This is a genomic window from Rhodococcus sp. Eu-32 (assembly GCF_003336925.1).
Classification (GTDB): Bacteria; Actinomycetota; Actinomycetes; order Mycobacteriales; family Mycobacteriaceae; genus Rhodococcoides; species Rhodococcoides kyotonensis_B.
Genome location: NZ_QGNK01000011.1, coordinates 131,471 through 144,733, shown reverse-complemented (window position 1 = coordinate 144,733; position 13,263 = coordinate 131,471). Strand labels below are relative to the sequence as shown.

Annotated in this window: 5 protein-coding genes; 2 read left to right on the top strand and 3 right to left on the bottom strand. The window is 67.0% G+C overall.

All coding sequences use genetic code 11. From position 1 onward, the window contains the following. Window positions 1-20 precede the first annotated feature (20 nt). Together cobF and cobM are read right to left on the bottom strand one after the other, a co-directional pair. Window positions 21-749 carry a precorrin-6A synthase (deacetylating) gene (cobF, locus tag DK926_RS15265; RefSeq protein ID WP_243636833.1) on the bottom strand — a complete coding sequence of 243 codons (729 nt, stop codon included), beginning with the start codon at window positions 747-749 and terminating at the stop codon, window positions 21-23. Further along, complete coding sequence (gene cobM, locus DK926_RS15260; protein ID WP_114331120.1) at window positions 746-1,534, bottom strand: precorrin-4 C(11)-methyltransferase; 789 nt, start codon at window positions 1,532-1,534, stop codon at window positions 746-748. Before cobM ends, cobF begins: the two co-directional genes overlap by 4 nt. Before the next feature lie 317 nt (window positions 1,535-1,851). On the opposite strand from cobM, the gene DK926_RS15255 reads away from it, so the two are divergent. Continuing rightward, complete coding sequence (locus DK926_RS15255) at window positions 1,852-3,939, top strand: N-acetylmuramoyl-L-alanine amidase (RefSeq protein WP_114331164.1); 2,088 nt, start codon at window positions 1,852-1,854, stop codon at window positions 3,937-3,939. 180 nt (window positions 3,940-4,119) lie between these two features. On the opposite strand, the gene DK926_RS15250 is transcribed toward DK926_RS15255, so the two are convergent. Further along, the gene (locus DK926_RS15250; protein WP_114331119.1) at window positions 4,120-4,956 is read right to left on the bottom strand and encodes an HAD family hydrolase; all 837 of its coding nucleotides are present in this window, start codon (window positions 4,954-4,956) and stop codon (window positions 4,120-4,122) included. 130 nt (window positions 4,957-5,086) lie between these two features. On the opposite strand from DK926_RS15250, the gene DK926_RS15245 reads away from it, so the two are divergent. Then, window positions 5,087-13,261, top strand: coding sequence for a non-ribosomal peptide synthetase (locus tag DK926_RS15245; RefSeq protein WP_114331118.1), 8,175 nt, complete (start codon window positions 5,087-5,089; stop codon window positions 13,259-13,261). Window positions 13,262-13,263 lie beyond the last annotated feature (2 nt).

Below are 13,263 nucleotides of genomic sequence, written 5' to 3'. Positions count from 1 at the left end.
TTTGCCGGCGGATTGCCCAGTCACCGACGAAGCAGGTATGTATCCATCACCCAGCCGTGCTCGGCCTTGAGCTGCGCCCGCACCTGCTCGATCTCGCCGATGCAGTCGTCGAGCGGCCCGGCCACCAACTGTTCATCGTCCGTTCCCAGGTTGGCTCCCCAATGAATACTCCACCGGCCGTCGCCGACCAGGCTGCGGCAGGTCAGGTGGCCGTCGAGCATGACGACGACGTTGTCCGCCCCGGCCTTCACGTCGTCGAGCAGGGCCCGTCCGGTCGTGATCACGATCGGCCCGCCGATGCGATTGAGCACCAACCGGTGCGCCGCTGCGAGCATCGACACACTGCTGATGCCAGGGGTGACATCGAAATCGATGCCCAGCCTCTCGACGACTCGAATGGTGCTGTCGTAGAGCGCCGGGTCGCCCCACACCAGAAAACCGATCGTCGACGACGGATCCAGCTGCGCCAGAACCTCCTCGTACGCGCGGGCACGGGCGTCGTGCCAGTCGAGCACCGCGGTGCCGTAGTCGCCGGGCTTGCGGTCGCGCTCCGGATCGGGCACCTGGATGACCGTCGGCTCACCGGGAACGTGGCGACGCAGGATCTCGGCGCGCGCCTGGGCGAGGTCGCCCACCGAGGAGCCCTTGTCGGCGACGAGAAAGACGTCGACCTCACGGAGCTTGGCGACGGCCTGGACGGTGATCTGGTCGGGATGGCCTCCGCCGATTCCGACGAGATGCGCCCTCACGCGTCGCCCCCTGGCCGTTCCGGTCGTTCCGCGGGCTCCACTCCTGGTCGTTCCCGGCATGCGTCGTACAGGTGCGATTCGACGCCCGAAGTGCGGCCCACCGCAGGCCCGACCAGGATCACTGCCGCCTGCCGAAGCCCCGCGGCCTCGACCTGATCCGCGATGTCGGCGAGCGTTCCCGTCAGGACGAGCTGATCCGGCTTGCTGGCGTGGAACACGACGGCAGCGGGGCAGTCGGACCCGTAGAACTCGACCAGCTCGTCGGCCAGAACCCGGGCGCGCGTGATCGCGAGGTGCAGCACCAGCGTCGCGCCGGTCGCCGCGAAGTTCGTGAGCGCCTCGGCGTCGGGCATCGCGGTGGAGCGTGCCTGGGTCCGCGTCAGGACGACGGACTGCGTGACCTCGGGAACCGTCAGTTCGACGCGCAACGTCGCCGCTGCGGCTGCGTACGCCGGCACCCCGGGCGTGACGTCCCACGGCACACCTGCCCGGTCCAGGCGCGCGGACTGCTCCGCGAGCGCCGAATAGAGAGACGGGTCACCCGAGCACAACCTGGCGACGTCCTCACCGCGTTCGTGCGCGGCGACGAGCTCGGCGGTGATCGCGTCGAGATCCATCCTCGCCGTATCGACCTTCCGAACATCGTCGGGGCAATGCGCGAGGACGGCGTCGTCGATGTAGGTGCCTGCATAGACGCAGACCGGGCTGGTTCGGAGAAACTGCGCCGCGCGCAGCGTCAGCAGATCTGCGGCGCCCGGGCCGGCGCCGATGAAGTGAACAGTCACGAGCAGCAGCCTAAATCGGGGCGCTCCTGCGGACTCCACGCCCGACCCCAGGCACGAAGCCCGACGCGCCGCGGCCCCTCGGATCCCCGCACTGGCTAACTCTCAAGCTAAGGTTTAGCCTTGTGTCTGATGAGGTTGCTGTTACTCGTGTGACTTAATTCAAGCATCAACAGTCACACACGTAACAACAGCATCGAAGCTTGCGGACATTGGATCTGAACGGAAGCAGAACGCGTCGCACCGTCGCCGGATGCTTCGCGGCGGAGGCCATGGCAGTACCGGTCGCCCGTCGCACCCAACAACCAGGGAGAAACGCCTTGCACCGTCGAACGAAGCCGTCGATCGTTCTCGGCGCAGTCGCCTTGCTGGCCGTCGCGGGCCCCGTGACGGTCTACAGCATCTCCGGCGACGCTGCGTCCACCGATGTTCGATCGGCCAACGAGACCACCCCTGTCACCGTGCCGACCAAGATCGTCGAGACAGCGCTCGATTCCGCGCCGGACATCGTCCTCCCCCTCGCAGAACTCACGGGTCTGCCGTTGCCGGACCTGCGCCTCTCCGACCTGAAGTACCTACCTCTTCCGGACAACATCACGCTTCCTGCGATCCCGGAGATCCCCGGCCTGACCGTTCCGGCGCCGACGAGCCCGTCGGCGCAGGCCCCCATTCCCGGCCTGGAGCGCAACAACGCATCGGCACCGATTTCCCCGTCCGCCGACGACCCCGGCGCCCCCTTGGGTGCCGTCGTCAAGGAACTGCGTCAGGACGACCCCTTCAGCATGGTCGCGCTGACGTCGACGGCTCTCGACGGGGCCGTCGCGCAGGTCCGCCGCCAGCTCGACGACGGTTCGTGGGGCCCGTGGATCGCGACGGAACCCATCGACACCGCCGCGAGCGACGCCGCACCAGTGCCCGACAAGAAGGGCACCGAACCGATCTTCGTCGGCGCGACGAAGGCCGTGCAGATGCTCCTGACGCCGCGGCCCGGATCTGCCGTTCCCGCACCGGAACTCGCACCGGTACCCGAGGCAACACCTGCTCCCGAGGCGCAGGCACCCGCTCCCGAAACGCAGGCACCCGCTCCCGAAGCGGCAGCACCCGATCTCGGGTACACACCCGCGTCGGTCTCGAAGCCGCTGCGCCAGCAGGAAACTCCCGTCGCGGACGCATTGGCCGACATCAGTGCCGTGCTCATCCAGCCGGGAAGCTCGCCTGCGGACTCCGCGCTCGCCGACCTCGCGACGCCCGTCGCCGGTGATGCAGGGCCGAAGGTCATCTCGCGTGCACAGTGGGGTGCCGACGAATCGATCCGCTGCGCCAACCCGACGTACGACGACTTCCTCGGTGGCGCAACGGTTCACCACACCGCAGGCAGCAACGACTACTCCAAGTCCGAGTCGGCCGAGATCGTCCGCGCGATCTACGCCTACCACGCACAGACGCTCGGCTGGTGCGACGTCGGCTACAACGTGCTCGTCGACAAGTACGGCCAGATCTTCGAGGGTCGCGCAGGCGGACTCGACAAGCCGGTCCAGGGCGCGCACGCCGGTGGCTTCAACGAAAACACCATGGGCATCGCGATGATGGGTGACTACACGTCGCAGTCGCCGTCGCAGGAAACCCTCGACTCGGTCGGCAAGTTCCTCGGATGGCGTTTGGGCAAGGCAGGTCTCGACCCCGAGGGTGAGACCACGATGACGTCCGAAGGCACGAACTACACGTTCATCGGCCAGGGCCAGAGCGTCGACCTGCCGGTCATCTTCGCGCACCGCGACGTCGGAAACACGACGTGCCCCGGCGACGCCGCCTACTCGAAGATGGACGAGATTCGCGACATCGCGGCCGCCAATCTGGGAGGTGGAAGCGTCGACACCGCTCCTGCTCCGTCGGCGGACGAGCCGGAACAGGCAACGCCGTCGTCACCGGGAACGGATGCGAGCAGCACTGTCGGACAGAACATTCCGGCTCTCGTCGACGAACTGGTTCGCCTCGCGAGCTCGAACCCGATCGCGAAGAAGTGGCTCGACTCCGGCGGTGAGACAGGATCGCTCGGCGCCCCCGTCAGCGGTCTGGTCCAGGTCAAGGGCGGCGGTGAAGCCGCGGCGTTCACCAACGGGTCTATCTTCACTTCGCTTGCCGGACAAGCTGTATCGGTGATCGGCAAGATCTTCGAGCAGTTCATGGCCCTCGGCGGCGAGAACGGTGAACTCGGTCTGCCGATGACGGACGAGTACCGGGTTCCGGAAGGTCTGCGCACCGACTTCGAGAACGGGTCGCTGATCTTCAACGAGCTCACCGGCATCGTCACGACCGTCATCAAGACGTACAACGACACGTACGAGCAGGAGATGCAGAATCCTGTCGCTGCCCCGGTCGAGCCCGCTCCCCCAGCTCCGGCCCCGTAGCAGTTCCGCCCAGAGAAATGCCCCCGCACAACGGCGTGCGGGGGCATTCGGCGTTCTCGGGGCCGTGGGCTTCAGGGGCCGTGGGCTTTGGGGACCGGGGGCTGGCGCGGCATCGATGCGCCGAGGTAGCCGTCTATCGGCTGCCGGGGACCATCGATGCCACCGGGGAGGGCCGGACCGTCACCACCAACGCTCGAGGACCCGCGCGACGCCGTCGTCGGCGTTGGTGGCCGTGACCTCGTTCGCGACGGCCAGAGCCGCGGGATGCGCGTTGCCCATGGCGACGCCGAGGCCCACCATTTTCAGCATCGGCACGTCGTTGGGCATGTCGCCGAACGCGGCGATCTCGCCGACCGCGACGCCGAGCCGCTCGGCGACGACCGAGAGTCCCGACGCCTTGGTGACACCGGGCGCAGAGAGTTCGATCAGTCCGTTGTCGGTGGAGAACGTCAGGTCGGCGCGACCGTCGACGAGCGGTTCCAAGGCGTCGACCATCTCTCCGCTGGATGCGCTGGACAGTCGGATGAGCAGTTTCACGGCCGGGACGTCGAGAACCTCGTCCTGCGAGACCTCGGTGTTGTCCGGGTTCAGCCAGGCGTGTTCGTAGCCGGGTGAGCTGACGAACTGCGGGGTCGCGGCGTCGTGAGCGGTGGCGCCGACGCGTTCCGCGGCGAGACCACAGCCCGGCAGGGTGCGGTAGGCGATGTCGGCGAGCCAGCGCAGCGTGTCGCTGGACAGTGTCTGCGCGTCGAGGATGCGGTCGGTGCCACTGTCGTAGACGACGGCGCCGTTGGCGCACACGCACATGGGGGCGTATCCGAGTTGCTCGACGACGGGCCCGATCCAGCGCGGCGGACGGCCGGTGGACAGCACGAACGGCGTTCCTTCGGCGGCCATGGCCAGCACGGCCCTGCGGGTACGCGGGGTGACGTTCTCGTGCGGGTCGAGGAGCGTGCCGTCGACGTCGCTGGCAACGAGGCGGGGCTGGATACGGCTGGTTTCAGGCATCGGGGCCATTCTGCCGTACCGACATCCACGCCAGTGGAGCGGAGCCCCACCCAGGGTGGAAAAACCACCACCTCAGGGTGCACGCCACCACCTCGAGGGTCCGTGTCGGCGAAGCCCGATCCCGACGAGTGTTCTGTACATGGATTTCACCACTTCAGAGGCCACGACCTTCCCGCTCTCCGCCGCTCAGCGCGGAATCTGGTTCGCGCAGCACCTGGCGGGCGACGTCCCCATCTCCATCGCGCAGTACGTCGAGATCCACGGCAATCTCGACATCGAGCGCCTGACCACTGCGGCGAAGACCGCGGGCCGCGAGTTCGGCACCGGCTACCTGCGCATCGTCGAGGTGGACGGCCACCCGATGCAGACGATCGATCCCTCCACCCCCGAGACCATGCCGTACTTCGACCTCCGCGACGAGGCAGATCCGATCGCCGCCGCGCGAGCCTGGATGTACGACGAGTACACCTCGCCCCTCGATCCGACGCGCGATCGTCTCGTGAACATGGCCGTCCTGCGCGTCGGCGACGAGCAGTCGTTCTGGTACTCCCGCATCCACCACATCGCCCTCGACGGGTACGGCGCGATGACGCTGCTGAAGCGCTGCGCCGAGCTCTACACCCTCGGTTCCAACGCACCGGCATCCAAGGCCGAGGACCTGAACATCCTCGTCGACGCCGACCGTAAGTACCGCGCGTCGGACCGCTTCGACGCAGACCGCGAGTACTGGACCGAGCATCTCGCCGGACTTCCCGACCCGGTCAGCCTGGCCGGACACGCAGCACCGGCCGGGGCACATCCGAGGCTGCACCGCGGCGAACTGAGCCGCGCGATGTCGCAGCGTCTCGAAGAGGTTGCGGCGCAGCTCGAGTCGAGCGTCGCACCCGTCACCGTCGCCGCCTTCGGTGCGTATCTGGCCCGTGCCACCGACAGCACCGAGGTCACCCTCAGCCTGCCGGTCTCGGCACGAACGACCGCCGCGCTGCGACGCTCGGGCGGCATGATGGCGAACGTCGTCCCCCTGCGTCTGCGGCTGACGGCCGCGACGTCGGTCGCCGATCTGGTGCGCGACGCGCAACTGGAACTCACGGGGGCCCTGCGGCGTCAGCGATACCGTCAGGAAGACATCGCCCGCGATCTCGGCAACGCGTCGGGCTTCGGACCGTCGGTCAACATGATGATGTTCGACACGCGAATTATGCTGGGCGACTTCACCGGCCGATTGCACGTGTTGACGTCGGGCATGATCGACGACCTGTTCGTGAACATCTATCCAGGTGTCGGCGGTGAGAGCACGCATATCGATTTCCAGGGTAATCGGGAGCTCTATTCCGACGACGATCTCGCACGCCATCACACCGCATTCCTCGCGTTCCTCGAACGATTCCTGGACTCGCCGTCCACACCGATCGTCACCCTCGACATGACCGACGTCGACGAGATGCACAGCGGCGCCGAACCCGTTGCCGTACGAACCTTTCCGGAGATCCTGGGCGACGCGGCGACCCGGCGCCCCGACGGAATCGCCATCGCGAACGGTGACGACGAGATCACCTATCGCGAACTCGACGAACGCTCGAACCGTCTTGCTCGCGCACTCATCTCCGACGGCGCGCGCCCCGAAACCACGGTAGCCGTCCAGATCTCACGCTCGATCGAGTCGATCGTCGCGATGTGGGCCGTCGCCAAGACCGGCGCTGCGTTCGTCCCCGTGGACCCGACCTACCCGCAGGAGAGAATCGACTACCTCGTGTCCGACTCCGGCGCACTGTTGTCGATCGACGACGTCACCGGACACGACGACTTCTCCACCGAACCCATCACCGACGCCGACCGTATCGCGCCGATCCGCCCGGGTAACGCCGCGTACATCATCTACACGTCGGGGTCGACGGGGAAGCCGAAGGGCGTCGTCGTCACGCACGGCGGACTCGCCGATCTGGTCGACGACGGTGTCACCCGCCTCGGACTGACCGAGAACTCGCGCCAGACACATTTCTACTCACCGAGTTTCGACGCGTCCCTGTCGGAACTGCTGGTGACGTTCGCGGCGGCCGCGACGGTGGTCGTCGTACCTCCCGGAACCTACGGCGGCAGCGAACTCGCCGACCTGCTGACCGCGCAGCGCGTCACACACACCGACGTCACCCCTGCCGTTCTCGGCACGCTCGACCCCACGAAACTGTCCGACCTGACCCATGTAGTCGTCGGTGGCGACGCCTGCCCATCGGAGCTTCGCGCCCGGTGGGCAGGCGACCGGCAGATGATCAACGGGTACGGGCCGACCGAGATGACGGTGACGTCCACCTACAGCGCACCGATGAGCGTCGACGGCCCGGTCACGATCGGCACCCCGGTCGGCGGCACGTCGGCCATCGTTCTGGACCGCTGGCTGCGGCCCGTCCCCGCTGGACGCGTCGGCGAGCTGTATCTGGCGGGTGAGGCAATGGCCCGCGGATACCACGATCGTCCGGCCGTCACAGCATCCCGGTTCGTCGCGAGCCCGTACTTCCCCGGCGAACGCCTCTACCGCACCGGCGATCTCGTGCGCTGGAACTCCGATGGCCAGCTCGAGTACTCGGGACGCAGCGACTTCCAGGTCAAGATTCGCGGGTTCCGCATCGAGCTCACCGAGATCGACGCGGCCATCTCCGCCGCAGCGGACGTCGACTTCGTCATGACGATCGGCCACCGAACCGATTCGGGTGCAACGATTCTCGTGTCGTACGTCACCGGACGGGTCGACGTCGCCGTCCTGGCCGCGCAGCTGTCCGCGACCCTGCCCGCCTACATGGTGCCGTCGTCGATCATGGTGCTGGACACGGTCCCGCTGACCCCGGTCGGCAAAGTCGACCGCCCAGCACTTCCCGACCCGGTGTTCACGACGTCGACGTCGCACCGACCGCCGAGCACCGAACGGGAGATCGCGATCGCAGCACTGTTCGAGGACGTTCTGAGTATCGACTCCGTCGGCGCCGACGACAGCTTCTTCGCCCTGGGCGGCGACAGTATCGTCTCGATCCAACTGGTGTCCCGCGCGAAGACCGCAGGACTGCACTTCACCGCTCGCGACGTCTTCGAGCGCAAGACCGTTGCAGCACTGGCCGACATCGCCACCGATATCGTCGCCGCACCGGTGCTCGACGAACTACCGGGCGGCGGCGTCGGAGACGTGCCGTTCACGCCGGTTGCCGCCGAGATGGTGGCTGCGGGCCACTTCCGCACCTACAGCCAGGCGGTCCGAGTCACCCTTCCCGACGGCATCTCCGACGACACGCTGATCACCGCAGCGGCGGTTCTGATCGATCATCACGACGCCCTGCGCTCCCGCGTCACGGACAAGCACGAGATCATGCCGGCCGGATCCGTCGATGCCGCAGCGGCATTCGTCAACGGGGGCATGGAGGATGCCGCGGACCGTCTCGATCCGGAAAGCGGGAAGGTCGTCCAGCTGGCTCGCACCGACGATTCTCTGTGGATCGTCCTGCACCACATCGCCGTCGACGGAGTGTCGTGGCGAATCCTGCTGCCGGATTTCGCGTCCGCCGTGATGGGTGAGTCGCTCGAACCCGTCGGCACCTCGATGCGCCGATGGGCGCACGGACTGACCGACTGTGCCGCCCGGCGCATGGACGAGGTGTCCCTGTGGTCCGACATCGCACGCACACCGGATGCCCCACTGTCGCACCGCTCGATCGATCCGGCGATCGATACCGTCGCCACCCGCGTCGACAGCGTCGTGACCGTCCCGGCGGCACTCACCGACACCGTCCTCGGCACCGTCGTCGACCGCTTCGGGTGCGGGCCGAACGATGTCCTGCTGGCTGCACTGGCCCTGGCCGTCGCCCGTTGGCGTAGCCGTGCGACGTCCGTGGTCTCGCTCGAAGGCCACGGACGAGAGGAGCAGGCAGTGCCCGGAGCCGATCTGGCGCGCACAGTCGGATGGTTCACGACGGTCTTCCCCGTCGCGTTCGATCTGACCGGCATCGACATCGCCGACGCGTTCGCCGCGGGTTTGGCCGCAGGCACGGCGCTGAAAGCGGTCAAGGAACGACTGGCCACGATACCGGACCACGGCATCGGCTACGGCATGCTGCGCCACCTGGCCGACGCGTCGGAGATCGCCGTGACGCCCCAGGTGTCCTTCAACTATCTGGGGCGCGTGCAGACGGCAGCCGATTCCCCCTTCGTGCCTGCCCGATTCGCGTCGCATGCCGATCCGGCCATGCCGCTTCCCGCCGCGATCGACATCAATGTCGTTGCGGAACAGACGGGTTCGGACACCGAGCTGGTGGCGACGTTCTCCTACGCGTCGACCATGTTCGACGATGTCGACGACCTGGCCACCGCGTGGATGGATGCACTGACTGCCCTGGCCGCGCACGCCGACGCCGAGACCGTCACGAGGCACACGCCGTCGGACTTCCCGCTCGTGCGCACGACGCAGACCGAGATCGATTCGTGGGAAACCGAATTCCCGGAACTGATCGACGTGTGGCCCCTGTCGCCGCTGCAGGAGGGCTTGCTGTTCCATGCGGTGTTCGACGCGGAGGGTCCGGACAGCTACATCGTCCAGTCCGTTCTGACGTTGACGGGCACCGTCGACGCCGGCCGGTTGCACGATGCAGCACAGGCACTCGTCGACCGGCACGAGAACCTGAGAGTCGCTTTCCGCGAGCAGGATTCGGGCCCTCGCCAGATCGTGTTGGATCAACTCGACGTCGGTTGGACCGAGACCGATCTACGTGGCGCGGAAGACGCAGCATTGGGCCGAATCCTGGAGCAGGACAGGGTTACTCGCTTCGACATGGCACATCCGCCGCTGATCCGGTTCGAACTGATCCGCACCTCCGACGACCGATACCGCCTGGTGATGACCAACCACCACATCCTGCTCGACGGCTGGTCCACGCCCCTGCTGGTGCAAGAACTGCTGACGCTCTATGCAGCCTTTGACGGTCTCGGTGCACTTCCCCCCGCACGCTCCTACCGCGAATACCTGAGCTGGCTGGCAGACCAGGACCGCGGCGCGTCTCGGCTGGCCTGGCAGGAGGCACTGAACGGAGTCACCGAACCGACGCTCGTGTCGTCGTCGGACCACATCGGCGGCGACAGCACCGCGGGTGAGCACTCCCGGGCCCTCGGCGCCGACGTCACGGCCGCTCTGCACGGGCTGGCCAGGACGCACGGCATCACGATCAACACGGCCATCCAGATCGCGTGGGCGTTGACGCTGTCGTCGCTGACCGGCAGGACCGACGTCGTCTTCGGCGGCACGGTGTCCGGTCGGCCACCGGCTCTGCCGGGCGTCGAGCAGATGGTCGGACTGTTCATCAACACCGTTCCCGTCCGAGTCCAGCTGGGCCCGCGAGAAACGCTCGCCGAGTTGATGTCTCGCGTCCAGAACGAACAGTCCCAGTTGCTCGACCACCAGTACGTCGGGCTCAGCGATATCCACGAGGCAGCAGGACTTCCCGAACTGTTCGACACGTCGACGGTGTTCGAGTCGTATCCGGTCGACCGAGCGGCGCTGTCGCAGTCACTGGACCTGGCCGGAATGCGGGTCGTCGACGCCGAAGGCACCGACGCAACTCCGTATCCGCTGTCGCTGTTGATCATCCCGGGTGACTCACTGCAGATCACGCTGAAGTACCTGGAGAACGCCGTCGACGATCCCGAAGCAGTACTCGACCGGTGCGTGGATCTGCTGTCGCGGGTCGCTGCCGAGCCGGACACGAAAGTCCTGGCCCTGTCGCCGGCTGCACAGCCCATCCGTGGTGGAGAAGCACACGCTCCGCGTACCTTCGCGTCGATCCTGGCCGACACGGTCGCGGCACACCCCGATCGCATCGCCGTCACCTACGAGGGCACGGAGATCACCTACCGCGAACTCGATGCACGGTCGAACGCGCTGGCACACCGACTCGTTCGGCACGGCGCGAAGCCGGAGACGTTCGTTGCACTGGCGATCCCGAGGTCCATCGAGTCGGTCCTCGCGATGTGGGCGGTTGTCAAGACCGGCGCCGCGTTCGTTCCGATCGACCCGAAACTGCCCGCCGAGCGGATCGAGCGCATGCTCGACGACTGTGGCGCGCGAATCGGTGTCATCGCGGACCAGCAGCTGGACCAATCTGGGTCACTCCGCAGGCTACGCTCCCGCCCCGCGTTCAACGCGCCGATGACGTGGATCGACGCCACCGACACCGCCTGCAGCACAACACCTGTGGACGTACCGGCTCCACACCTGGACAACCTGGCCTACATGATCTTCACGTCTGGATCGACCGGGACGCCGAAGGCCGTCGCGGTTCCGCATCGCGGGCTGGCGAATTTCGCCGAGTCACAGCGCGAGGAGTTTCGCCTCGACAGCACGGCACGCGTGCTGCACTTCGCCTCACCGAGTTTCGACGCGTCGATCTCGGAGTCGCTCATGGCCTGTGCACACGGCGGCACCCTGGTCGTCGCACCACCGACCGTCATGGCAGGTGTCGAGCTCGCCGAGCTGGTGCGTCGGGAACGCATCACGCACATGGTCATCACGCCCGCAGCGCTGGCCACGGTGGATCCGATCGACAGTGTGCGTGTGTTGGCTGTCGCGGGTGAGGCACCGAGTCGCGACGTCGTCGAGCGGTGGGCAGGCGATCGGGTGATGCTGAACCACTACGGACCCACCGAGTTCACGATCTGGGCGACGGGTTCGGCTCCGCTGCAGACAGATTCACCGGTCGACATCGGTGGTCCGATTCGCGGGGCATCGATGCTGGTTCTGGACAGCTGGCTCCGCCCGGTCGCCGACGGCACCCCCGGCGAGCTGTACCTCGCCGGCCCCGCCGTCGCGCGTGGATATCAGAACCGCCAGGACCTGACGTCGACGCGATTCGTCGCGCATCCCACCGATCCCGGCGTTCGCATGTACCGCACGGGTGACGTCGTCCGCTGGGACGGAGAGCGACTGCACTACCAGGGCCGCGCCGACTTCCAGGTGAAGATTCGCGGCTTCCGTGTCGAACTCGGCGAGGTGGACGCGACGTTCACCGAGCGTCCCGACGTCGAGTTCGCCGTCACGGTCGGTGTCGACGCACCTGCGGGAGCGACGGTCCTGGTGTCCTACGTTCTTGCCGCCGACGGCACGACACCGGATCCGGAAGCGTTGCGGCAGCACGCATCCGAACGCTTGCCCGGATACATGGTCCCGACGGTCGTCCAGATGCTCGACGAGGTCCCGCTGACTCCCGTCGGGAAACTGGATACGGCGTCGCTCCCGAAGCCGGACTTCGCATCTCGGCGTCGACGCTACCGCGCTCCGCGCACACCGATCGAGTTGCTCGTGGTGGACGCGTTCAGCGAGATACTGGGCGTCGACGATGTCGGTGCCGACGACTCCTTCTTCGACCTCGGCGGCAACTCGCTCGTCGCGACCCGAGTGGTGACGCGCATCAACGCGGCTCTTTCGTCACCTGTGTCGCTGCGTGACCTGTTCGAATCCCCCACTGCAGCAACGCTGGCGAGCCGAATCGACGACGGCGACACCGGCTCGGAATCGACACCGTTCGACACCGTCGTCCCGCTGCGGCGCGGCGACACCGAGGCTCCGCTGTTCTGCATCCATCCCGCATCCGGGATGGCATGGAGCTACGCGGGACTCGCGGCGATGCTCGGAACGGATCGCACCGTCTACGGTATCCAGGCACCCGAACTGGCCGGGGTGGCAACGACGTCCACGCACCTCGACGACGTGATCGATCGGTATCTCGCCGAGATCCGCGCGGTGCAACCGCATGGCCCGTACAACCTGCTCGGGTGGTCGTACGGCGGATTCGTCGCACACGGAGTCGCAACCCGGCTGCAAGCAATGGGCCAGGAGGTGTCGCTGCTGGCGATGCTCGATTCCGACGTCGACGCGTGCGAGCTCGAACCGCCGAATCCACTGACCACCGGTGAATTCTTCGGTGAGTTCGCGCCCGTACTCGGCATCGACGGAGTGACGTCCGAGATCACTGCGGACGACGCAGCGATGCGGGTTCGGGAAACCGTCGGAGTTCCCGTCGAAGCGCAGCACGTCGACCGTCTCGCGACGGCCTACAACAACGCACTACGACTGCTCGCCGGATATCGCCCGCCGGTGTTCGACGGGGACGTGCTGTTCTTCAGCGCTCGCGACTCACACGCCGCCGAGACGTGGCGAACCTACGTCACCGGCTGGATCGACGACCATGCTGTCGACGCCACCCACGACGGCATGCTGGATTCCGCTTCGCTGCACCAGATCTCGGCCCCGCTGTCCGCCCACTTCACCTACGCACTCGCCTCCTAGGA

Bases quoted from the DNA above. Each gene is read 5' to 3' on its own strand.
- DK926_RS15245 (WP_114331118.1), top strand. From the start codon at position 5,087: ATGGATTTCACCACTTCAGAGGCCACGACCTTCCCGCTCTCCGCCGCT.
- DK926_RS15250 (WP_114331119.1), bottom strand. From the start codon at position 4,956: ATGGCCCCGATGCCTGAAACCAGCCGTATCCAGCCCCGCCTCGTTGCC.